Origin of the sequence: Pantoea sp. Pa-EAmG, from assembly GCF_030024295.1 — a bacterium.
GTDB classification, from domain to species: domain Bacteria; phylum Pseudomonadota; class Gammaproteobacteria; order Enterobacterales; family Enterobacteriaceae; genus Pantoea; species Pantoea dispersa.
Genome location: NZ_JASEWO010000001.1, coordinates 63820 through 86291, shown reverse-complemented (window position 1 = coordinate 86291; position 22472 = coordinate 63820). Strand labels below are relative to the sequence as shown.

Here is a 22472-nt window from a genome sequence, read left to right as displayed (position 1 = left end):
TAACAACTGTTCAGGCGGGCGGGGAAAAATGCGGGATAACGGCTGTTATCCCGCACGATTTCATGCTCAGGCGGCCGGACGGGCCACCACGCTGCGTGTTTCCATGCGCACTTCGGCGATGGTTACATCAATCACATCGGTTACGCGGTAGGCCACTTCACCTTTGATCTGCACGGTGCCGCTCTCCTGCGAGCACACCAGTTCGTCACGCACGGCGTGAATGAACGGGGCAGGGATAAAGGCGACCGCACCGTTCTCCAGCAGGCGCACGCGCATGCCGCCGCGCGAAACGTCGATGATCTCCGCGCTGAATTTGCGGTCAGTGCCGGCAAACGGCGCGAGGAAGCGCGCGTACAGCCAGTCACCGACATCGCGCTCGGCCATGCGGTTGAGACGGCGACGCTCACTCATGATCAGGGTCACGTCATCCTGTGGCCGCGCAATGCTTTCGCCGCGCACGATAGCCTTCAGCAGACGATGGTTGATCATATCGCCGAATTTACGAATCGGAGACGTCCAGGTCGCGTAGGCGTCGAGGCCGAGACCAAAGTGCGGGCCCGGTTCGGTGCTGATTTCGGCGAAACTCTGGAAACGACGAATGCGGCTGTCGAGATACTGGGTTGGCTGCGCATCAAGCTGACGACGCAGCTGACGGAAGCCTTCCAGCGTGGTAATGGCCTGCGGATCAACCGTGATACCGTGACCAGCCAGTACGCCAGCCGCCTGTTCCGCGTTCGCCTGGTCGAAACCGGTGTGCAGGTTGTAGATACCGAAGCCAAGCTTCTCCTGCAGCACTTTAGCGGCGCAGACGTTGGCGAGGATCATCGCTTCTTCCACGATGCGGTTAGCGATGCGGCGCGGTTCCGCAATAATATCCAGCACTTCGCCTTTCTCACCCAGCACGAAGCGGTAGTCAGGGCGATCTTTGAACACCAGCGCGTGCGTCTGACGCCACTCGCCGCGCGCCAGGCACAGGCGATGCAGCAGGCGAATCTGCTGCGCGATGGTGTCATTTTCCGGCTGCCAGCTGCCGCTGTTCTCCAGCCAGTCCGACACTTCGTCGTACACCAGCTTGGCTTTGGATTCGATCCACGCGGCAAAGAAGTGGGCATCGTCAGCCAGGCTGCCATCCGGCAGCACAGTAACGCGACACACCAGCGCCGGACGCCTGACGTTAGGGCGCAGCGAGCAGACATCATCTGACAGTTCGCGCGGCAGCATCGGGATATTAAAGCCCGGCAGATAATTGGTGAAGGCGCGTCTGGAGGCCATCTGGTCGAGTTCGCTGCCGGCAGCAACGTAAGCGGTCGGGTCGGCAATAGCGATGGTCAGCGCCAGCTTACCTTCTGCCAGCTCTTCAACATACAGCGCATCGTCCATATCTTCGGTGCTGGCGCTGTCGATGGTGACAAAGTTCAGCGCGGTGAGATCTTCACGCTGCAGCTGTTCGTCCAGCATCTCGCCAAAGCCCACTTCCGGCGCTTCGCGCTCCAGATTGTGGCGCGACAGCGTTACCCACCACGGTGCGAGGTGATCGTCCGCGGTGACAACAAATTCGGTCAGTTCGGCATAGAAACCGCGATCGCCTTTCAGCGGATGGCGGCGCATCTCTGCCACAGCCCAGTCACCGTTCTGGAAATCGTGGGTCAGGCCACGCACCGCACGGCACTGAATCGCGTCTTTCAGCAGCGGATGATCCGGCACGATAGACAGGCGGTCATCTTTTTTCTGCACGCGGCCGACAAAGCGCGTCAGGAACGGCTCAATCAGGGTTTCCGGCTCCGCGCTCTCGCGGTCTTTATCAGTGTGGATCACGGCGGAAATGCGGTCGCCGTGCATCACTTTCTTCATCTGCGGAGGGGGAATGAAGTAGCTTTTCTGAGCGTCAACTTCGAGGAAGCCAAAGCCTTTTTCCGTGCCTTTCACAACACCTTCGGCGCGCGGAGTTTGCGCGTGAAGCTTCTCTTTCAGCTGCGCGAGCAGCGGGTTATCCTGGAACATAATATATTTAGTTTCGTGGCCTAAGAGCGGTGGACAGTTTTACGCGAATCAGGTCCGCGCGGCAAGGCTAAAACAGGCGAAAAAGCCGCTTTACGCGGCTTTTTACTTTCTGGTAACGCACAGAACTCAGGCGATACGCTGGGTGGGCGCGGCGGCGGTCAGCGCCAGCTTCACCGGTACCGATTTGGAGGTGGGCGTGCCGCTGCCGTCACCGTAGCTGGAGAGCGGTACCAGCGGATTGGTCTCCGGATAGTAGGCGGCAAGGTTACCGCGCGGAATATTATACGGCACCAGCTTAAAGCCGCTGACGCGACGCGTCAGACCGTCATTCCACAGGGTTTCAATGTCGACCAGCTGCCCTTCGCTGAAGCCGAGGGACGCCATGTCGTCCGGGTGGATAAATACCACTTCACGCTGACCGTACACGCCGCGATAGCGGTCATCCAGGCCATAAATGGTGGTGTTGTACTGGTCATGCGAGCGCAGCGTCTGCAACGTGAACGGCACTTCAACGTCATTGCCCAGCTGCGGGAACAGCGAGGTCGGCAGTGCCGCCGCGCTGAATTCTGCCTGACGCGATGGCGTATTGAAGCGCAGTTCTGCAGCAGCGTTACCAAGGTAAAAGCCGCCGGGAATATCACACTGACGGTTAAAATCAGCGAAGCCGGGGATGGTCGCCGCAATGTGATCGCGAATAACGTTATAGTCAGCGGCCATGCCGAGCCAGTCGATGTGGTCGCTGCCCAGCGTCGCATGCGCGATCCCGGCCACAATGGCTGTTTCCGAACGCTGCGTCTCTGCCAGCGGAATGCCGACACCTTCTGAGGCGTGCACCATGCTGAACGAATCTTCCACGGTGATGAACTGGTTACCGCTGGCCTGGCGATCGCGCTCGGTACGGCCCAGCGTCGGCAGAATCAGGCCTTCGTGGCCCGGTACCAGATGGCTGCGGTTCAGCTTGGTACTGATGTGCACCGTCAGACCACAATGCTGCAGCGCTTCTTCGGTAACCGGTGAGTCCGGCGCCGCCGCGGCGAGGTTACCGCCCAGCGCAATCAGCACTTTGACTTCATCACGCAGCATGGCGTTGAGCGCTTCAACCGTGTTATGACCGTGCTCGCGCGGCGGTTCAAAAGCAAAATGCGCGCCCAGCGCATCGAGGAACGCTTTCGACGGTTTCTCGTCGATGCCCATGGTGCGGTTACCCTGCACGTTACTGTGGCCGCGCACCGGGCACAGGCCCGCGCCTTGTTTGCCGAGCTGGCCAAACAGCAGCTGCAGGTTAACGATTTCCCGTACCGTATCGACCGAGTGTTTGTGCTGAGTAATGCCCATCGCCCAGGTGATGATCACCCGTTCGGCGCTCTGGTAAATGGCGGCGGCTTCGCGAATCTGCGCTTCACTCAGGCCCGACTGCTGCACAATCTGCTCCCAGCGGGTCTCGTCCACAGCCGCCAGATACTGCTCAACGCCCTGGGTGTTGGCGTCAATAAAGGCCTGATCGAAAATGCCTTTTTCACCGGTGGCCAGCCGTTTACGCTGCTCTTCCAGTAGCGCTTTAACCATGCCGCGCACCGCCGCCATATCGCCGCCGAGGTTGGGCTGATAATAGGCAGAACTGATGTTGCCGGCCATCGACGTCACCACTTCCAGCGGCTTCTGCGGATCGGCAAAACGTTCCAGGCCGCGCTCACGCAGGGTATTAAAGGTCACGATTCTGGCGCCGTGATCGGCAGCGTGACGCAGGCTGTGCAGCATGCGCGGATGGTTGGTGCCGGGGTTCTGGCCAAAGACAAAAATCGCATCAGCGTGGTCGAAATCATCCAGGCGAATGGTGCCTTTACCGACGCCAATACTGCGTTTCAGTCCGGTGCCGCTGGCTTCGTGGCACATGTTGGAGCAGTCAGGGAAATTGTTGGTACCCAGCACGCGGCCAAACAGCTGGTACAGCCACGAGGCTTCATTGCTGGCGCGACCGGAGGTGTACAGCTCCAGCTGGTCCGGATGATCCATTGCCTGCAAATGCTGCGCGATCAGCGCAAAGGCGTCATCCCAGCTAATCGGCTCATAGTGATCGGTCGCGCTGTTGTAGCGCATCGGGTGGGTCAGGCGGCCCTGATACTCAAGGAAATAGTCGCTCTGCTGATACAGGGTGCTGACGCTGTGCTGGGCAAAAAATTCTGGCTCGACGACGCGGCGTGTCGCTTCCCAGGTCACGGCTTTCGCGCCGTTTTCGCAGAAGCTGAAGGTGCTCTTGTTATCATCGCCCCAGGCACAGCCCGGGCAGTCAAAGCCGCGCGCTTTGTTCATGCGCATCAGGTTACGCATGTTTTTCAGGGCGGCTTTACTGTCAAGGACAAAACGGGTGGTGGCTTCCAGCGAGCCCCAGCCGCCCGCAGCGGCGCGATAGGGCTGAATCTTACGTTTAAATTTCATGATAGTCGCAGGCTTATTGTTTATGAATTGTTATCAGAATATGACTTCTGTTGGTGAGAAGTGTGCGACTGACGCCAAAAGTTGTCTAATTGATTGACTTAATGGTGCGATAGTTAACGTTTATCGCGCGCCAGGGGTAAAAGCGTGATCGCCATCATAAATTATCCGCTGTCGCGCGCCGGCGGGTAAGTGCGCGGCCAAATAGTGGCTAATAATTGCTCTTTCCGTTAGCAAAAGGGCGCGCTCCATGAAGCAACTTGCCAGTCAGGTTCACGCATTCGGCAAAGCCTTAATGATGCCGATCTCCGTCATTGCTGCCGCCGGTATTTTTCTCGGTCTGGCCGCCGCGTTGCAGAATCCGGCGATCACCGGTGAAGCATTTGCCAGTTTACAGGTGCCGCAGTTGATCATCGGTTTTATTCGTAAAGTGGCGGGCGCGCTGTTTGCCAACCTGCCGGTATTTTTTGCCGTCGCCAGCGCAATTGGGCTGGCCAAAGCGGAGAAACCCACCGCCGCGTTTGCGGCAGTGATTGGCTATATCGCCATGAATGTGGGGATCAGCGCCACGCTGGCGGCGAAAGGGCTGACGGCAGCCACCACCACGCCCGAGGCGCTGCAGCAGGCGGGTATGGACCAGACCAGCGCCATGATGACGTCAGCCGAGTACATCGACATGCTCGGCATTTTTACCTACAACATGAGCGTGCTGGGCGGGGTGATTGCCGGCCTTCTCACTGTGATGCTGCACAACCGCTTCTATACCCAGCAGTTGCCCACGGCGATCAGCTTTTTTGGCGGCCGTCGCTTTGTGCCCATCGTGACGGTGGTGGTGCTGCCGCTGACGGGCGTGCTGCTAGCGCTAATCTGGCCAACCATCGGCCAGGGCATTGCGTGGGTCGGTCAGATGATCGGTAAAAGCGGTCAGTACGGTGCCTTTTTGCTCGGCGCCTGCGAGCGCCTGCTGATCCCGACCGGCCTGCATCACATCCTCAATGAAACCGTGCGCTTTACGCCGATTGGCGGCATGGCGACGGTGGACGGCCAGACCATCGTCGGCGCGCTGAATATTTTCAACACCTCGCTGACCCATCCCGGCGCGATTCCGGACGACACCGTGCGTACCGCCACGCAGTTTCTCGCCCAGGGCAAAATCCCGGTAATGATGTTCGGTCTGCCCGCCGCCGCGCTGGCCATCTATCACACTGCCAAACCTGAACATAAGCAGCGGGTCAAAGCGCTGGTGCTGGCCGGCGCGCTGACCTCGTTTACCACCGGCATCACCGAACCGCTGGAGTTCTGCTTCATCTTCGTCTCACCGGTGTTGTACGTGATGCACGCGCTGCTGACCGGCCTGTCATTTATGCTGATGTCGATGCTGCACCTGATGATCGGTAACGTGCAGGGCGGCGCGATTGATCTGCTGGTGTTTGGCATTCTCGGCGGCAGCAAAACCCACTGGTGGTGGACGCTGGTGCTGGGCGCCATCTATGCGCCGGTTTATTACTGGGGCTTTCGCCTGGTGATTACCCGGATGCAGGTCGAAACGCCGGGGCGCGAATCCGAAGAGGAAGCCAAACCGCTGCAGGTGGCGGCGGATGAACGCACCCGCGTGATCATCAGCGGGCTGGGCGGAGAGGCCAATATAGAGGACGTCGATTGCTGCTTCACTCGCCTGCGCGTGCGGGTCAAAGAGATGAAAGAAGTGGTGGATCAAACGCTGCTGTCGACCGGTGCCAACGGCGTCAACCGCGTCAGTGAGCACGATGTGCAGGTGATTTACGGGCCGCAGGTCGAGAAAATCGCTAACGAGGTGAAAAGTGCGCTCGGCGTCGCCTGATGCCGGGCGGTACCGTTAATCATGTGGGGCGCGGTCGGTGGCGACCCGCCGCGTCTCCGCGTATACATCACCCGCTATCCGCCTGAGCAATCCGCCTGACAACGCAGAAATTTCTTTGCTGAGTGCGCGTTGGGGCGCGACGAGTTTTGCTACCATAACGCGATAAAAATTCGACGGTGGATAAGAAAATCGACATCAAGCAATTGATTTATTTGTGCAATCTGGAGCGCGAGCGCCATTTTGGCCGCGCGGCGGAGGCCAGCTTCGTCAGCCAGCCCACGCTCTCGATGCGGCTTAAAAACCTTGAGCGTGAGCTTGGGCTGTCGCTGATCAATCGCAGCAACAACTTTGACGGCTTCACGCCAGAAGGGGAACGCGTGCTGACGTGGGCGCGCGAAATTGTTTCGGTGTATCAGGGACTGAAGCTGGAAGTGGAGTCGCTCAAACACGGCGTCAACGGCACGCTGCGGCTGGGCGTGATGCCGCAGTGCAGCGTGGCGCTGCCGGCGTTACTGAAAGCGGTGGAAGCGCGCTATCCGCAGCTCGACTATCGCGTTTCCGCCATGAGCGCCGATCAACTGCTGGAAGCGCTTAACAGCCACACCGTGGACGGCGGTATCGGCTTTTTTGAGCTGACGTCACTGCGGGAACTGCATTTCCAGACCGCGCTGCTCAACGATCGCGGTGTCGAAGCCATTTTCCATCCCGATCACTTCCCGGCGCTGCTGCAGCATGAGCGGCTATCGCTGTACACGCTGGCGAGCCAGCCGCTGTGCCTGGCCGAGCCCACGCGCTATTTCCGGCGTTACCTCGACGGACAGCTGCGTGAAACCGGCGTGCTGCCGCGGGTGATTGTGGAAAGCGCCTCGGTGATGCAGCTGATTCAGAGTGCGCAGGTTGGCCTGGGCGTCATGGTGTCGCCCTGCGGCCATCTGCTACCGGAAATGTTGCACCATCTGGCTCGCCGGCCGATTGATATCGCGCCGATGGGACGTCAGGCGGCGCTGGTGATTGCCGAGCCGGGCAGGGCGTCGCCGCTGTCGCAGCACTTCTTTGACGAAGCACGACGCCACCTGGCGGATTAGCGCGCTTCGCCCAGCGCCATCAGCAGTCGATCCTGCCAGCTGGCAAATGCCACCGCCTGCATCAGTGTGAACAGGCGCTCGCTGCCCCAGCCCGCGTTTAACAGCGGCTGCAGATGGGCGGCACTGAAGCGCTCCGGCAGCCGGGTAAGCTGGGCGCTCAGCGCGATCACCTGCTGCGTCAGGCTGTCATCGCTGGCCTGATCCACATCGTGTAGCAAACGCGTGCGCCAGCCGTTCGCCAGCTGCGCGAACTGGCGTCGGCAGCCCAGTACGCGCGCGCTGACTGCCTGCGCCAGCTGTTCCTCTTCCCCACCATAAGCCTCAAGCCGCTGACGCAGCGTCGCCCAGCCATACAGCGCCTGGGCATCGTGCACCAGCAGCCAGACAGCGTCGTCGAGTCCGGCCATACCCTGACAAAAGGTCACCGCCGCCAGCTGGTCAGCGCTGGCATAGCGCAGCTCAACCGGCTTGAGGGCGTGCTGCCAGGCAGCAGCCTGACTGAACAGCACCGCATCGGCGTCGGTGGGCGGCGTGACGCCAGGGATCCAGCGCACCGGCAGGCCCATCATCGCCTGAAGCGCGGCGACCACGCGCGCCTGATAGCTGACGTAGCCTACTAGCTGGTTGAGCGTAACGATATCGGGTTCAGTCAGGCCTACCGCATCCAGCGCGCTGATGCTGCTGGCGGTAATCAGCTCAGGCTGCATCGCCAGCTGGCGCGCATACTGGGTGATTTGCGTCAGGCGATTATTGCTTTCGCGCGAAGAATCCGGTCCCGGCAGCGGATTAAGCCGCGCCGAGTAGTGATTGCACAGCCGCTGCACGCCAGCCACCTGCGCCACCGTGAGTGCGGTGCTGAGACGATCGTACAGCGTTAGTGTATGGGTCAGCGAGGTGCTGACCGCATCGGGCAGCAGGGTATGGCTCAGGTCACGTGCCGCCTGTAGCACTGGCTGAAAGTGCTGCAGCAGCGGCTGCAGGGCGCTGGCTTCCTGCTGCAGGCCGAGCAGAAAACGGTCATCAATATGAGCGGCTTCGGGAACCAGGGGAGCAGTAGCGGACGTATGCGGGCGAGTCTGGCTTTCATAAAACCAGTGGTCATGGCCGGGAGAACGGCGGTGTTCCATGGTCATTCCTTTCGCAAAAAACGGACTGAGTGCACAACGGGCAAATCTGAAAAGCGCATCGCCACTCAAGGGCTAGCTTATCGTCGCTGAACGGCTGTCCACGGCAAAAGAATGATGGGGAATAATTAATAGCGTGCGGCTATAAAGGGGGAGAGAAAATAAAAAGGGCGAGCACCTGGCTCGCCCGCAGAACTTATTTCAGTTCCAGCTCGTTCATTGCGGCAATGCTGAAGCCGCCATCGACGTGCACCACTTCACCGGTGATACCACCCGCCAGGTCTGAGCACAGGAAGGCCGCCGAATTACCCACGTCCTCGATGGTAACGGTACGACGAATCGGGGTTACCGCTTCGCAGTGTGCCAGCATCTTACGGAAATCTTTGATGCCTGATGCGGCCAGGGTACGGATTGGACCGGCAGACACGGCGTTAACACGCACGCCTTCCGGACCCATCGCGTTCGCCATGTAACGCACGTTGGCTTCCAGCGACGCTTTCGCCAGACCCATCACGTTGTAGTTCGGGATAGCGCGCTCTGCACCCAGGTAAGAGAGGGTCAGCAGTGCTGCGTTCGGGTTCAGCATCGCGCGGCACTCTTTGGCCATCGCCACAAAGCTGTAGGCGCTGATGTCGTGCGCGATTTTGAAGCCTTCACGGGTAACGGCGTTCACGTAGTCGCCATCCAGCTGGTCGCCCGGGGCGAAGCCGATGGAGTGAACAAAGCCGTCAAATTTCGGCCAGGTTTTTGCCAGTTCAGTGAACAGGGCAGTGATGCTCTCGTCTTCTGCCACATCGCACGGCAGAACAATGTCTGAACCCAGTTCTTTAGCGAACTCTTCCACGCGACCTTTCAGTTTGTCGTTCTGGTAGGTGAAAGCCAGTTCTGCGCCCTGTTTGTGCATCGCCTGCGCAATACCGTAGGCGATGGAAAGTTTACTGGCAACGCCAGTAATCAGAATGCGCTTACCGGAAAGAAAACCCATAGCTGTAATCCTTATGGTCATTGTTGTTGGCGGTCGCGATGATTAAAAATTGTGCGACCGACGTTAATCGACGTGCGGATTCTAGCACGTCTGTATCAAATGGGGTAAATCGCACCGCGTTTTCCGCTACGGCTGTAGCACTCAACGTTCGCGCCGCCACGCCTCGGCGGTTAACGCTTCGCCAAAATGGCTGGCAATCAGCCGTTTGGTTAAGTCGTGCAGCGGCGAGGCCAGCACGTCAGCGGTGCCGCCGCGCTCCACCACTTCGCCCTGATGCATCACCAGCACCTGATCGCTGATGTGCTTCATCATGCCAAGATGCTGAGTAACATAAATATAGGCGATGCCGTGTTTCTCCTGCAGCTCCAGCATCAGGTTCACCAGCTGCGAACGCATGGTCATATCCAGCGAGGCGAGGGCTTCATCGGCGACAATCACCTTCGGCTGCAGAATCAGCGCGCGCGCCAGCGCCAGACGCTGCTTCTGGCCGGGGGCCAGCATGTGCGGATAGTAGCCGGCGTGGTCGCGCAGCAGACCGACCTGACGCAGCGTGGCAATGATGCGCTTTTCGCGTGCTTCATCATCAAGATCGGTATTCAGCCGCAGCGGAAAATCGAGGATCTGGCTGACGCGCTGGCGCGGATTGAGCGACGTCGACGGATCCTGAAAAATCATGCGAATCCGCTGGCTGCGGTAGCCGTAATCGCCATAAGAGAGCGGGTGATCGTCGATCAGCATCTCGCCTTCGCTTGGCGCCACCATGCCGCTCAGCATCTTCGCCAGCGTGGATTTGCCCGAACCGTTTTCGCCGATAATAGCCAGCGTCTGCTTTTCGCGCAGGGTAAAACTGACGTTTTTCACCGCTTCAACATGCTGGCGCCGGAACAGCCCGGTGCGGTAGCGGTAGGTTTTGCTCAGGTTACGCACTTCCAGCAGGGTTTCCATTATTGGCTCTCCATATTCAGCGGGAAGTGACAGGCATAAAGATGCGCTTTAGTGCCGCTCAGGCGCGGCGTTTCGATGCATTTACGCTGCGCGTAAGGGCAGCGCGGACCGAGACGGCAGCCAATCGGCAGATGTTCCAGCGACGGTATCGCGCCGGACAGCGTATTCAGGCGGCTTTTATGCGGCAGCGCGCGGCCAAAGTCGGGCATGGCGCGGATCAGCGCCTGCGTATACGGATGGTGCGGCGTTTCCATCAGATCGTCACTCTGCGCGGTTTCCACCGTTTGTCCGCAGTACATCACGTTGATGCGGTCCGCCCACTGACTCATGGTGCGCAGGTCATGGCTGATCAGCAAAATCGTGGTGTTGTTATTCTGATTGAGGCGGCTCAGCAGACGGAAAATCTGTGCCTGGGTGGTGGGCTCCATGGCATTGGTCGGCTCATCGGCAATCAACAGGCGCGGCTGATTGGCCAGCGCGATGGCGATCATCACCTTCTGACATTCGCCCTCGGTCAGCTCATACGGGAAGCTGCGCATAATGTCTTTGTGATCTTTAATGCCGACGCGGTGCAGCAGCTCAATGGCGCGCTCTTTGCGCCAGAACCACAGGCGCTGATACCAGCGGCCTTTAAAGGTCCAGCGTGGAATGGCCTGCATCAGCTGGCGGCCGACACTTTCAGAAGGATCGAGACAGGATTGCGGCTCCTGAAAAATCATCGACACGTTATGGCCAACGATGCGCCGCCGTTCGCGCGGCGACAGGCGCAGCAGGTCGATATCATCGAACACCATACGGTCGGCGGTGACGCGCCAGTTATCTTTGGTCACGCCGCAGATGGCTTTCGCCACCAGACTTTTCCCCGAGCCGGATTCGCCCACCAGGCCACGCACTTCGCCCTCGTTTAGCGTCAGATTGATGCGATCGACCGCTTTCACCGGACCTTCAGCGGTCATGAATTCAATGGTCAGATTTCGGATGTCCAGTAACGGCATTATTCCACTCCCGCAGCGACGGCGCGACGGATGCCATCGCCCAGCAGGTTGACAATCAATACGCTTACCATCAGCGCGGCACCCGGCAGCATCACCGTCCACGGCGCCACGTAAATCAGCTCCAGCGCGTCACCCAGCATCGCACCCCATTCGGGCGAGGGCAGCTGCGCGCCGAGGTCAAGAAAGCCGAGCGCGGCGATGTCGAGGATCGCCATCGACAGCGAGCGGGTAAATTCACTGACCAGCAGCGGCAGGACGTTTGGCAGCACCGCATTCCACAGAATATTCAGGTTGCGCGCGCCATCCAGCCGCAGCGCCACCACATACTCTTTTTCCATCTCGTCATGCACTGCCGTGTAGATTTCGCGCACCAGACGCGGGATCAGCGCCAGCAGTACCGCCAGCATCGCATGCTCCAGCCGCGGGCCAAGAAAGGCCACCACGATAATCGCCAGCAGCAGAGAGGGAATCGACAGCAGCGTATCCAGCACGTGATTCATCACCGCCGAGCGCAAACCGTGGGTAATTCCCGCCAGCACGCCCAGCAGCAGCGCGCAGATTGCTGCCAGCACCGTTACCAGCAGCGCAGAGCCAACCGTCGGCGCCACGCCGCTCAGTAAACGGCTTAGCACATCGCGCCCGAGATCGTCAGTGCCGAGAAAGAAGGAGACATCGCCGTAGCGCGACCACGACGGCGGCAACAGCTGATAGCCGAGAAACTGCTGGTCGATACCGTAAGGGGACAGCAGCCCGCCGAACAGGCAGAGAAACAGCAGGATGCCGAAGCCGTACAGGCCAATCATGGCGCTGGTATCGCGATAAAAGCGCTGCCAGCTGAGGCGAAACGCACTCGGCAGCCGCTTCTCGGCGTAGATGTTATCTGAGGGCATACCACTCCTTGTGTTTCAGCGGATTGAGCGCCGCACCGATAATATCCGACAGTACGCTGACCAGAATTACCAGCCCGCCAACCACCATCACGCCTGCGGAGATCGCCGCGTAATCCTGCTGACGGATAGCGTTAATCAGCCAGCGCCCCAGTCCAGGCCAGTTGAACACCACTTCGGTGATCATCGCCAGCGTCAGCATGGTCGAGAATTGCAGGCCAAGACGCGGGATCACCGGCGGCAGTGCGTTGTGCAACACGTGACGGCGAATCACGGTGAAGCGCGACAAGCCGCGCGTTGCCGCTGCCTTGACGTAATTTTTATCCATCACGTCGCTGGTGCTGTTGCGCAGCAGGCGAATCACTTCGGTGGTCGGTGCCACAGCCAGCACAATCACCGGCAGAATCAGGTGCGTCAGCGCGCTGACCAGCATCTCATGCCGCCACGGTGAAGGGCTAAGCCAGGCGTCAATCAGGGCAAAACCAGTAATGTTCTGCACCGGATAGAGCAGGTCGAAACGGCCGGAAACCGGCAGCCAGCCGAGCGTCAGCGAAAACAGCAGGGTAAACAGCAGCGCCAGCCAGAACACTGGCATTGAGAAGCCGAGCAGCGCCAGCGCGCTGATGGCTTTATCCTGCCATTTATTGCGCATTACGCCAGCGCAGATGCCGAGCGGAATACCGACCAGCAGCGCCAGCATAAACGCCAGCACGCACAGTTCCAGCGTGGCGGGAAACACCTCGCGCAGCTGTATATCAATTGCCTGACCGTTAGTACTGGAAACGCCGAAATCAAACTGCAGCAGCCCTTTAAACCAGAACCACCAGGCATCGAACAGCGAGGCGCCTTCCAGCGGCGCGTTGGGCGTGAAATAGCTCAGGCTGAAACTCACCAGCGAGAGTAAGAACAGGGTGATGATCAACAACAGCAGGCGACGCAACAGATAGATGATCATGCTTACTCCTCGCCGTGCTCATCGCGGTAAACCCCGGCGAACGAGGCATTACCGAAGGGACTCAGCACCAGGCCTTTAATATCGTGCCGGTAAGCCTGCAGGCGCAGCGATGACGCCAGCGGCAGCACCGGAAGCGTCTGCGCCAGCATCTGCTGGGCGCGATCGTAGCTGTCAATACGCGCCGACAGCTGCTGCGACAGCAGCGCGCGCTGCAGCGCCTCATCAAACGCCGGCGAACACCAGTGCGCGTAGTTGGTCTGCGAACGAATCGCCGCACAGCTCAGCAACGGGCGGAAGAAACTGTCCGGATCGTTACTGTCGGTGGCCCAGCCGGTCAGGGTTAAATCGTGATTCATGGCCATCAGCTGTGCTTCCTGAAAACGTCCCTCGACCGGCGCGATGGTGACGCGCACGCCCACCTGCGCCAGATCCGCCTGCAACAGCTCAGCGGTTTTGAGCGGGCTGGGGTTCCATGACATCGAGGTGGTCGGCACCACCAGGCGCAGATGCAAATCTTCAATGCCCAGCGCTTTTAGTGCCTCACGCGCTTTTGCCGGATTGTATTCCGTCACGCGCGCATCATTATCGTAAGCCCACGAGGCGCGCGGCAGAATCGAGGCTGCGGTTTCCGCCGTGCCGTAATAAATCGACTCCATCAGCCGCTCGTTATTGATCGCCAGCGCCAGCGCGTGGCGCACTTCCGGACGGTCGAGCGGCGGTTTGCGGGTGTTAAACGCCAGATAGGCGATGTTCATGCCAGGACGCAGCGTCATGCGCAGGCGCGGATCGTCGCGCAGAATCGACAGCTGGCTGGCGGCCGGGTAGGCCAGTACGTCACACTCGCCGGTCAGCAATTTCGACAGGCGACCAGTGCCGCCCACGCCGAGGTCGATCACCACCTGTTGCAGACGCGGCACGCCTTTCCAGTAGTGCGGATTGCGCGCCAGACGCAGATATTGCCCGGTGCGGTACTCACTCAGCTGGAACGGGCCGGTGCCCACCGGCTGGCGATCCAGCTGTTCCTGCTGGCCTGCCGCGCTCAGCTGGCTGGCGTACTCCTGCGACAACACCGGCGCGTAGTGGGTGGCGATATGCCACAGGAACGAAGCGTCCGGGCTGTTGAGGCGGATCTCTACCGTGTCGTTATCCAGCTTCTTCACGCTCTGCACCGAGTCGGCAAACTGCAGGCTGTCGAAGTAGGGATAGCTGCCGCCGTTGACGTTATGCCACGGATGCTGGCGATCGAACATGCGGGCAAAGCTGAAGACCACGTCGTCGGCGTTCATTTTGCGCGTCGGCGTAAACCAGTTGGTATGCTGGAACGAAACATCTTTGCGCAAGTGGAAGCGGTAAGTCGCGCCGTTATCGCGCACTTCCCAGCTCTGCGCCAGATCGGGGATCAGACGATAGGTATAAGGGTCGACGTCGAGCAGGCGGTCATACAACTGTGCCGCCAGCGTATCGACCACCAGCCCGCTGCTGACCATCTGCGGGTTGAAGGTGTTAACCGTGCCGTTGACGCAATAGACAAAGCCGCTGTGGCGGATAGAGTCCGCGGGCGCGGCGAGCGCAGAGGCACTCAGGACGCTGAGACCAAGCAGCAGCGCGGGGAATAATTTTGGCATAGAACTCAACGATTCTCGGACAATAGCGAGAGTGTATCGCAAAGCACGCGCACTCCCCAAATCCGCCGCGTATCTGCGCTTTTTTTACCCAGCGGGCGACGGGGGTAAGCACAACCTTAGTGTGGAAATGAGAAAAATTCTCAATTAGAGCTTTACAGATGATAATAGGAATGATTATTATTCTTCTGCGCTTCGACGGTGGCTCTACCGAAGAAGAGCACGACATTGCTCACATTGCTTCCAGTATTACGTTGCCCGCACCTCGTGTTGCGGGCTTTTTTTTGTGCTGGCCAGACTGAACACACGCTTTGTGCGCCGGTATTTGGCGAACCTGCGCGACACGCGTAGCATAACGCCATGAATTCCCGGGCGGATAACCCAATGTTAATCAAAACCTTTGATGGTCATAATGACCTGTTGCTCAACCTGTGGTTGCATCATCGCGACGATCCAGCCGCCGCCTTCTTTACCGGTATCGAAAAAGGACACCTCGATTTTCCGCGCATGCAGCAGGGCGGCTTTGCCGGCGGATTGTTTGCGCTGTTTGTGCCACCGCAGCGCTACGTCAGCGAAAAGGCGCCGCAGCTGGCCAGTGAAGCCTGGCAGCCGCTGGAGATCCTGTGGCAGCAGCTGGAGATTCTGAAAACGCTGGTTGCCCGTTCTGACGGCCGGGCGCGCCTCTGCCTCAGCACCGCCGATATCGCCGCCTGCCGGCGCGATGGCATACTGGCAATGGTGGCGCACATTGAGGGCGCGGACGGTTTTGACGGCGACGGCGCCGATCTTGCCGCCTTCTGGCAGGCGGGCGTGCGTAGCATCGGTCCGTTCTGGAATCTGGAAAATCGCTTTGGCGCTGGCGTCACCGGCGCATTTCCCGGTTCGCCGGATAGCGGTCCGGGGCTGACTGCCGACGGCGAGCGTCTAATCGCGCTGGCGAATCAGCAGCGCATGATGATCGACGTGTCGCACATGAATGAAAAAGCGTTCTGGGACACGGCCCGGCTCTCATCCGCGCCGCTGGTCGCCAGTCACTCGAATGCGCACGCGCTGTGCGCGCAGCCGCGCAACCTTACCGACGACCAACTGCGGGCGATTCGCGATAGCGGTGGCGTGGTCGGCATTAATTTCGGCAACGCCTTTCTGCGCGCCGACGGTAAGCGCGACGATGATGGCGGCTTGATCGAAATTGTTAAACACTGTGAGCATCTGATGACTATTATGGGAAGCGATCACGTCGCGCTGGGGTCGGATTTTGACGGCATCAGCGTGCCCGCAGAGCTTAAAGATGTCACCGGTTTGCCGCGGCTGTATGCGCTGATGCGCAGTCTCAACTATGATCAGGCATTGCTGGAACAACTTGCCTGGGGCAACTGGCAGCGGGTATTGCACCAAATCTGGCAGGCGTAAGTGTATTTCCTTACGCAATCAGGGTTGATCTGCTCGCTACATTGGCGCAACATCGCCCCGCGTTATCCATTGCTGGCGGAAGCTTTGTTTCTGTCGCAATGTTTTTAGCAGAGCCTGCTCTGCGTTTTAAGACTATGAGGAAGAATATTATGTGGAAAAAACCTGAGTTTGTTGACCTGCGTCTGGGCCTGGAAGTAACGCTGTACATCTCCAACCGCTAAGACGTCCTGCCCGCCGTTCGTGCGGGCATTTTCTTTTCCTGCTTCGGTCCTTCACATGTTTATTAAAGTCCTCGGTTCGGCGGCTGGCGGTGGCTTTCCGCAGTGGAACTGTAACTGCGCCAACTGCAGCGGGCTGCGTAACGGCACGCTCCAGGCGCAGGCGCGCACCCAATCCTCAATCATTGTCAGCGATAACGGTACCGACTGGGTGCTGTGCAACGCTTCGCCGGACATCAGCCAGCAAATCGCCCGGACACCGGAACTGGTGAAACACGGCGTGCTGCGCGGAACGGCGATTGGCAGCATTATTTTGACCGACAGCCAGATCGATCACACTACCGGTCTGCTGAGCCTGCGTGAGGGCTGTCCGCATCAGGTATGGTGCACGCCGGAAGTGCATGCCGACCTCACCAGCGGCTTCCCGATTTTTACCATGCTGCAGCACTGGAACGGCGGCCTGCAGCATCGTGCGCTTACGCCGCTTGAGCCGTTTCGCGTTGACGTCTGCGCCAGTCTGCAATTCACCGCCATTCCGATTCTCAGCAACGCGCCACCGTATTCGCCGTATCGCGATCGTCCGCTGCCGGGACATAACGTGGCGCTGTTTATCGAAAACACCGCCAGCGGGCAGACGCTGCTGTATGCGCCGGGCCTCGGCGAACCGGATGCGGTGATTATGCCGTGGCTGCAAAAAGCCGACTGCCTGCTGATCGACGGCACTGTGTGGCAGGATGATGAGCTGCTGACCACCGGCGTCGGCAAAAATACCGGCAAAGCCATGGGCCATCTGGCGCTGGCGGAAGAGCAGGGGCTGATGGCGCTGCTGGCCGCGCTGCCGGCCAGACGCAAAATTCTGATTCACATTAACAACACCAATCCGATCCTCAACGAGCATTCGCCGCAGCGCCAGTTCCTGACGCAGCAGGGCATTGAAGTGAGCTGGGACGGCATGGCGATTCATTTGCAGGAGTCCGCATCGTGATCATTACCGAGGCGTTGTCACCCGAAGCCTTTGAACAGGCGCTGCGTGCCAAAGGCGCGTATTACCATATTCATCATCCTTACCATATCGCGATGCACAACGGTGCCGCGACGCGCGAGCAGATTCAGGGCTGGGTGGCGAACCGTTTTTACTATCAGACCAATATTCCGCTGAAAGATGCGGCGATCATGGCCAACTGTCCGGATCCGGCAACGCGCCGTAAATGGGTACAGCGTGTCCTCGATCACGACGGCCGTAACGGTGAGGAAGGCGGTATTGAAGCCTGGCTGCAGCTGGGAGAAGCGGTTGGTCTCGATCGCAAAGTCTTGCTGTCAGAGAAGCTGGTGTTGCCGGGCGTACGGTTTGCCGTTGATGCCTATGTCAACTTTGCGCGTCGCGCCAACTGGCAGGAAGCAGCGTGCAGCTCGCTCACCGAGCTGTTTGCCCCGCAGATTCATCAGTCGCGCCTCGACAGCTGGCCGCAGCACTATCCGTGGATCAAAGAGGAAGGCTATTTCTACTTCCGCAGCCGCCTGAGCCAGGCGAACCGCGATGTCGAACATGGCCTGGCGCTGGCGCTGGAAGTCTTTACCAGCGCTGAGCAGCAGAACCGTATGCTGGAGATCCTGCAGTTTAAACTCGACATTCTCTGGACCATGCTGGATGCCATGACCATGGCATACGCGCTGCAGCGTCCGCCGTACCACACGGTGACCGATCAGGTCGCCTGGCACAGTACAAGACTGGTGTAATCACATGAAAGAGACTCTGATTCCGGCGTTTCGCCGCGGCTATCGTCTGCAGTGGGAAGCCGCGCAGGACAGCCACGTGGTGCTTTACCCGGAGGGGATGGCGAAGCTGAATGAAACCGCTGCCGCCATTCTGGAACTGGTGACCGGCAAGCAGGATGTGGCGGCCATTATCGCCACGCTCAATGCGCGTTTTCCGGAGGCGGGCGGCGTCGATGATGACGTCAAAGACTTCCTGCAATCGGCCATTGAACAGAAGTGGATCCAGTGTCGTGAACCCGAATAAACCTGGCGTGAATGCGCCGCTGTGGCTGCTGGCGGAGCTGACTTATCGCTGCCCGCTGCAGTGTCCTTACTGCTCGAACCCGCTGGATTTTTCGCAGCAGGAACAAGAGCTGAGCACCGAACAGTGGATCGAGGTCTTCCGTCAGGCTCGCGCCATGGGCAGCGTGCAGCTGGGCTTTTCCGGTGGTGAACCGCTGACGCGCAAAGATCTGCCGGAGCTGATTCGCGCCGCGCGCGATCTGGGTTTTTACACCAACCTGATCACCTCCGGCATTGGCCTGACGGAGAAAAAGCTCGATGCCTTCGCCGACGCCGGGCTGGATCACATCCAGATCAGTTTCCAGGCGAGCGATGAAACGCTGAACGCCGCGCTGGCCGGTTCGCAGAAGGCGTTTCAGCAGAAGCTGGCGATGGCAAAAGCGGTGAAAAAGCACGGCTACCCGATGGTGCTGAACTTCGTGCTGCACCGCCATAACATCGACCAGATCGATAAAATCATCGATCTGTGTATTGAGCTGGAGGCGGATGATGTCGAGCTGGCCACCTGTCAGTTCTACGGCTGGGCGCATCTTAATCGTCAGGGATTACTACCAACGCGCGAGCAGATTGCCCGCGCCGAAGCGGTGGTTGCGCGCTACCGTGAGCGCATGGGCAGCAGCGGTAATCTCACCAATCTGCTGTTCGTCACGCCGGATTACTACGAAGAGCGGCCCAAACCCTGTATGGGCGGCTGGGGATCGATATTTCTCAGCGTGACGCCGGAAGGTACGGCGTTACCCTGTCACAGCGCGCGCCAGCTGCCGGTGCAGTTCCCCTCAGTGCTGGAGCAGAGCCTGGAGGATATCTGGTACAACTCGTTTGGCTTCAATCGCTATCGCGGCTTCGACTGGATGCCGGAACCGTGCCGCTCATGCGATGAGAAAGAGAAAGATTTCGGCGGTTGCCGCTGCCAGGCATACATGCTGACCGGCGATGCCGATAACACCGACCCGGTGTGCAGCAAGTCGCCGCATCACGGAAAAATTCTTGAGGCACGCCGCGAAGCCAGCTGCAGCGATATCAAAATCGCCCAGCTGCAGTTCCGCAACCGCAGCAATTCTGAGCTGATTTTCAAACAGCGGGTCACCTGATGTGCGAACGCAGCCTGACGCTGGCTAACGGTCTGCGCTGTCATCTGTCGCACCAGCCCGACGCGCGGGAAAGCGCGGCGCTGGTGCGCGTCGGCGCGGGCAGCCTGCACGAACCCGATCGCTGGCCCGGGCTGGCGCATCTGCTGGAACATCTGCTGTTTTGCGGCAGCGCGGGCTTTACCGGCAACGAGCGTCTGATGCCGTGGCTGCAGCAGCAGGGTGGTCAGGTGAATGCCACCACGCAACTCAGCCGCAGCGCCTGGTTCTTCCAGCTGCCGGCGCAGGCGCTGGCAGCTGGCGTGGCAAGGCTGGCAGATATGCTGGCTGCGCCACTGCTGACCGGTACGGCGATTACGCAGGAAGCGGCGGTCATTGAGGCAGAATTTCAGCTGCTGCGGCATCATGCCGAAACGCTGAGTGAAGCAGCGCTGCTCGACGCGGCCGGTGGCGCACTGCGCCGCTTTCGCGTCGGGAGTGCAGCGTGTTTTGGTGACAACGTAACGGAACTGCAGCAGGCGCTGAGGCTGTTTCATCAGCAGCATTTTGTCGCCGCCAACCAGCAGCTGTGGCTGAGCGGACCGCAATCGCTGGATGAATTACAGCAGCTGGCCGAGGCGTTTGCTGTTCGCCAGCCAGGCGGTGCGGCGTACTCCTTATTGCCAGCCATTTCCTTGCCGGAGCCAGTTGAAACGGTCATCCAGCTTCCCGATGAAGAGTCATTCTGGCTTAGCCTGTTTATCACCGGCGAAGAGAACGCTTTGCGTGACAACGTCACATTGCTGGAGGCTTTCTGGCAGGATGAAGCCCCTGGCAGCCTGATGGCGCAGCTGCGCAGCGAGAAACTGTGCGCATCGCTGCAGTGTGAATGGCTGTGGCAGAGCGCCGATCATAGCTGGCTGGCGTTGCGCTTCTGTGCGCCAGCGCTGTCAGCGTCGGCAGCAAGACGCATTGAACAGCTCTTCTGGCAGCATCTGCGTGCGGTGCGCGCCGCCACGCCAGCGCAGCATCGTCACTATTTGCAACTGGCACAGCAGGATTTCGCTGCGCTGTCGCCGCTGACGCAGTTGCGTGGACGGGCGCTGGGATCGGCGCCGTCAGCTGACGTTCCCGCAGATTTCACCGGTTTCATCGCCGCGCTGCCACAGGCTCCGTGCACGCGGCTGCTGACGCAGCGACAGTTGTCCGCCGTGCCTTATACCACGCAGGGATTCTGCCTGCAGCGCGCACCATGGCTACAGACCGCGGCTGGCCCGGTTGCGCCGGTTAACTGGTCATTTTATTCGTGCGCTGACGTCCTGCATTTGCCGGAACTCCCGGTAAATTGCGCGCCGTTGCTGCGCGCAAACCCGGTGCAGCCGCAGGAAACGCTGCTGGTGCGCCCGGCGTTTTATCACACCCTGAGTGACGAGGCGGCGCTAAGCTGGCAGCAGCAGCTGCGCCCACGGCTGGCCGCACTGCGCCATGCCGGTGGCAGCGGACGCTGGCAACAGCAGCAGGGCGTCTGGCAACTGGTGATTGATCTGCCTGACGATGCAATGCCCGCGCTGCAGCAGCTGCCTGGCGTGCTGGCGGCGCTGAATGCGCCGGTGCTGCTGCAACCGCACCGTGCTGCACAAAGTATTGTGATTCGTCAGTTGCTGGAAGCGCTACCGCAGCAGTTGCTGGCCCCGGCTGCGCATCCTGCATGGCAGGCCGCCTGGTGCGGCCACAGCGAAAGCGTCAGTCAGCATGCCGCGCACGGGCTGAGCGAGGTGGTTCAGACTCAGCCTGCGCCGGCGCGCGCGGCTGCGCTACAGCACGGCGTCAGCGCGCTGCGCTGTGCGGCGAACGATCAGGCCTTGTTGCTGTTTATTCCGCTGCCCGCTGCCGATGATGCCAGCCTCGCGGCGCTGCGTGCGCTGGCGCTGATGTTTGAACCACGCTTCTTTCAGCGCCTGCGGGTTGAGCAACAGATTGGCTATGTGGTGTCAGCGCGCTACCAGCGCGTGGCGGATGTGGATGGACTGCAGCTGGCGCTGCAATCACCGTCCATTGGCTGGCGCACGCTGCTGCAACACTGCAAAGCGTTTTTGCGCGACATGGTGAGTGAACTCGCCGCCATCAACGATGAAACGCTGCAGAGCTGGCAGGCGACGCTACTGGCGCAGTGCCAGCCATACCAGAACGCCGACGCCGCCAGTGAGGCACTGCGAAAACAGCAGGGACTGCCGGTGCTTACGCCAGAAGCGGTCGCCGCGCTCACGTTACCCCAGCTGCAGCGGGTGCATCAGCGCCTGCTGCGCGAACGCCGCCGCTGGCGCTTGCTGATTAATCAACGTAAATAATTTCTCCCTCTCTGCAGTCAGCACGATCCCGCTGGCATAAAGACAAAAGTTTACACAGCAGGGGTTGGTGTTTCTGCTGCTTTTGCATAAACTGGCCGCACTTTTCTCTGAGGCTGTGGCATGACGATATCGCCCCAACGCGCAAAATGGATTCTGGCACTGGTTTGTCTGGTGCTGGCATTTTGTCTCGTCCAGCGCAGCTTCAATCTCCCGACTCAGCCTGTCGTTAGCATTACTGTTCACAGCGCCGCCGTTGATGACGGTGCCAGCAGTGATAAACCCTGTGCGCTGGGCGCTAAGTCACTCAGCGGCAGCGCGCCGCTGCTCGATACCGCGCTGCCATTCCTCGTACTGCTGCTGGCGTTGATCGCCACGCTCTTCCAGACCTCGTCTGCCACTGTCTGTCGGCGTGAACCGCTGTTTGTGCCGCTGCGACGGCGCCATCTCACGCTCTGCGTCTTCCGGGAATAACACCACGCGATCCACCGCGTAAACCCTG

General features: G+C 59.9%; 19 protein-coding genes. 10 read left to right on the top strand and 9 right to left on the bottom strand.

The annotated features are described in order from the left end of the window. Positions 1-66 precede the first annotated feature (66 nt). Both QMM04_RS00365 and QMM04_RS00360 read right to left on the bottom strand, forming a co-directional pair. Positions 67-2001 carry an exoribonuclease II gene (locus QMM04_RS00365; RefSeq protein WP_215785866.1) on the bottom strand — a complete coding sequence of 645 codons (1935 nt, stop codon included), beginning with the start codon at positions 1999-2001 and terminating at the stop codon, positions 67-69. Between the two features lie 126 nt (positions 2002-2127). After that, positions 2128-4437 carry an FdhF/YdeP family oxidoreductase gene (locus QMM04_RS00360; RefSeq protein ID WP_282995446.1) on the bottom strand — a complete coding sequence of 770 codons (2310 nt, stop codon included), beginning with the start codon at positions 4435-4437 and terminating at the stop codon, positions 2128-2130. Between the two features lie 247 nt (positions 4438-4684). Between QMM04_RS00360 and QMM04_RS00355 the strand changes: the two genes are divergently transcribed. Both QMM04_RS00355 and QMM04_RS00350 read left to right on the top strand, forming a co-directional pair. Then, the gene (locus QMM04_RS00355) at positions 4685-6274 is read left to right on the top strand and encodes a PTS transporter subunit EIIC (RefSeq protein WP_104092982.1); all 1590 of its coding nucleotides are present in this window, start codon (positions 4685-4687) and stop codon (positions 6272-6274) included. Between the two features lie 188 nt (positions 6275-6462). After that, positions 6463-7359, top strand: a complete 897-nt coding sequence (locus QMM04_RS00350; RefSeq protein WP_132462945.1) for a LysR family transcriptional regulator — start codon at positions 6463-6465, stop codon at positions 7357-7359. Here the strand turns inward: QMM04_RS00350 and QMM04_RS00345 are convergent. The 7 genes from QMM04_RS00345 to sapA form a co-directional block, all read right to left on the bottom strand. After that, positions 7356-8486, bottom strand: a complete 1131-nt coding sequence (locus tag QMM04_RS00345; protein ID WP_058774636.1) for a hypothetical protein — start codon at positions 8484-8486, stop codon at positions 7356-7358. The genes QMM04_RS00350 and QMM04_RS00345 overlap by 4 nt on opposite strands. A gap of 193 nt (positions 8487-8679) precedes the next feature. Next, entirely contained in the window at positions 8680-9468 is a 789-nt protein-coding gene (gene fabI / locus QMM04_RS00340) for an enoyl-ACP reductase FabI (RefSeq protein ID WP_021505963.1), read from the bottom strand. A 141-nt stretch (positions 9469-9609) separates the two neighbouring features. After that, positions 9610-10413: a putrescine export ABC transporter ATP-binding protein SapF gene (sapF, locus tag QMM04_RS00335; RefSeq protein WP_058758607.1), complete on the bottom strand. Its 804-nt coding sequence runs from the start codon at positions 10411-10413 to the stop codon at positions 9610-9612. After that, positions 10413-11408: a putrescine export ABC transporter ATP-binding protein SapD gene (gene sapD, locus QMM04_RS00330; protein ID WP_021505966.1), complete on the bottom strand. Its 996-nt coding sequence runs from the start codon at positions 11406-11408 to the stop codon at positions 10413-10415. Before sapD ends, sapF begins: the two co-directional genes overlap by 1 nt. Continuing rightward, positions 11408-12298, bottom strand: coding sequence for a putrescine export ABC transporter permease SapC (gene sapC / locus QMM04_RS00325; protein WP_021505967.1), 891 nt, complete (start codon positions 12296-12298; stop codon positions 11408-11410). Before sapC ends, sapD begins: the two co-directional genes overlap by 1 nt. Further along, positions 12285-13250, bottom strand: coding sequence for a putrescine export ABC transporter permease SapB (sapB, locus tag QMM04_RS00320; RefSeq protein WP_021505968.1), 966 nt, complete (start codon positions 13248-13250; stop codon positions 12285-12287). Before sapB ends, sapC begins: the two co-directional genes overlap by 14 nt. 2 nt (positions 13251-13252) lie before the next feature. After that, a complete protein-coding gene (gene sapA / locus QMM04_RS00315) occupies positions 13253-14875 on the bottom strand; it encodes an ABC transporter substrate-binding protein SapA (protein WP_282995445.1) in 1623 nt (540 codons plus the stop codon). Positions 14876-15262: 387 nt separating this feature from the next. On the opposite strand from sapA, the gene QMM04_RS00310 reads away from it, so the two are divergent. From QMM04_RS00310 to QMM04_RS00275, 8 genes are all read left to right on the top strand, one after another. Beyond that, positions 15263-16282: a dipeptidase gene (locus QMM04_RS00310; RefSeq protein ID WP_227746481.1), complete on the top strand. Its 1020-nt coding sequence runs from the start codon at positions 15263-15265 to the stop codon at positions 16280-16282. Between the two features lie 149 nt (positions 16283-16431). Continuing rightward, the gene (pqqA, locus tag QMM04_RS00305) at positions 16432-16503 is read left to right on the top strand and encodes a pyrroloquinoline quinone precursor peptide PqqA (protein WP_010617686.1); all 72 of its coding nucleotides are present in this window, start codon (positions 16432-16434) and stop codon (positions 16501-16503) included. 55 nt (positions 16504-16558) lie between these two features. Then, on the top strand, positions 16559-17485 hold the full coding sequence (gene pqqB / locus QMM04_RS00300) for a pyrroloquinoline quinone biosynthesis protein PqqB (protein ID WP_021505973.1): 927 nt from the start codon (positions 16559-16561) through the stop codon (positions 17483-17485). After that, complete coding sequence (gene pqqC, locus QMM04_RS00295; RefSeq protein ID WP_282995444.1) at positions 17482-18237, top strand: pyrroloquinoline-quinone synthase PqqC; 756 nt, start codon at positions 17482-17484, stop codon at positions 18235-18237. Before pqqB ends, pqqC begins: the two co-directional genes overlap by 4 nt. A gap of 4 nt (positions 18238-18241) precedes the next feature. Continuing rightward, the gene (gene pqqD / locus QMM04_RS00290) at positions 18242-18520 is read left to right on the top strand and encodes a pyrroloquinoline quinone biosynthesis peptide chaperone PqqD (RefSeq protein WP_021505975.1); all 279 of its coding nucleotides are present in this window, start codon (positions 18242-18244) and stop codon (positions 18518-18520) included. Beyond that, on the top strand, positions 18507-19649 hold the full coding sequence (pqqE, locus tag QMM04_RS00285) for a pyrroloquinoline quinone biosynthesis protein PqqE (RefSeq protein WP_058758602.1): 1143 nt from the start codon (positions 18507-18509) through the stop codon (positions 19647-19649). The genes pqqD and pqqE overlap by 14 nt, the downstream gene beginning before the upstream one ends. Further along, positions 19649-21973 carry a pyrroloquinoline quinone biosynthesis protein PqqF gene (gene pqqF, locus QMM04_RS00280; RefSeq protein ID WP_282995443.1) on the top strand — a complete coding sequence of 775 codons (2325 nt, stop codon included), beginning with the start codon at positions 19649-19651 and terminating at the stop codon, positions 21971-21973. Before pqqE ends, pqqF begins: the two co-directional genes overlap by 1 nt. A gap of 120 nt (positions 21974-22093) precedes the next feature. Continuing rightward, entirely contained in the window at positions 22094-22444 is a 351-nt protein-coding gene (locus QMM04_RS00275; RefSeq protein WP_211726159.1) for a hypothetical protein, read from the top strand. The last annotated feature ends 28 nt before the right edge of the window (positions 22445-22472 follow it).

Excerpts from the sequence above, each read along its gene's own strand:
- sapF (WP_058758607.1), bottom strand. The coding sequence starts at position 10,413 with ATGGAAACCCTGCTGGAAGTGCGTAACCTGAGCAAAACCTACCGCTAC.
- pqqD (WP_021505975.1), top strand. The coding sequence starts at position 18,242 with ATGAAAGAGACTCTGATTCCGGCGTTTCGCCGCGGCTATCGTCTGCAG.
- QMM04_RS00365 (WP_215785866.1), bottom strand. The coding sequence starts at position 2,001 with ATGTTCCAGGATAACCCGCTGCTCGCGCAGCTGAAAGAGAAGCTTCAC.
- sapB (WP_021505968.1), bottom strand. The coding sequence starts at position 13,250 with ATGATCATCTATCTGTTGCGTCGCCTGCTGTTGTTGATCATCACCCTG.
- QMM04_RS00355 (WP_104092982.1), top strand. The coding sequence starts at position 4,685 with ATGAAGCAACTTGCCAGTCAGGTTCACGCATTCGGCAAAGCCTTAATG.
- QMM04_RS00360 (WP_282995446.1), bottom strand. The coding sequence starts at position 4,437 with ATGAAATTTAAACGTAAGATTCAGCCCTATCGCGCCGCTGCGGGCGGC.
- sapD (WP_021505966.1), bottom strand. The coding sequence starts at position 11,408 with ATGCCGTTACTGGACATCCGAAATCTGACCATTGAATTCATGACCGCT.
- pqqF (WP_282995443.1), top strand. The coding sequence starts at position 19,649 with ATGTGCGAACGCAGCCTGACGCTGGCTAACGGTCTGCGCTGTCATCTG.
- QMM04_RS00275 (WP_211726159.1), top strand. The coding sequence starts at position 22,094 with ATGACGATATCGCCCCAACGCGCAAAATGGATTCTGGCACTGGTTTGT.
- pqqB (WP_021505973.1), top strand. The coding sequence starts at position 16,559 with ATGTTTATTAAAGTCCTCGGTTCGGCGGCTGGCGGTGGCTTTCCGCAG.
- sapA (WP_282995445.1), bottom strand. The coding sequence starts at position 14,875 with ATGCCAAAATTATTCCCCGCGCTGCTGCTTGGTCTCAGCGTCCTGAGT.
- fabI (WP_021505963.1), bottom strand. The coding sequence starts at position 9,468 with ATGGGTTTTCTTTCCGGTAAGCGCATTCTGATTACTGGCGTTGCCAGT.
- sapC (WP_021505967.1), bottom strand. The coding sequence starts at position 12,298 with ATGCCCTCAGATAACATCTACGCCGAGAAGCGGCTGCCGAGTGCGTTT.
- QMM04_RS00345 (WP_058774636.1), bottom strand. The coding sequence starts at position 8,486 with ATGGAACACCGCCGTTCTCCCGGCCATGACCACTGGTTTTATGAAAGC.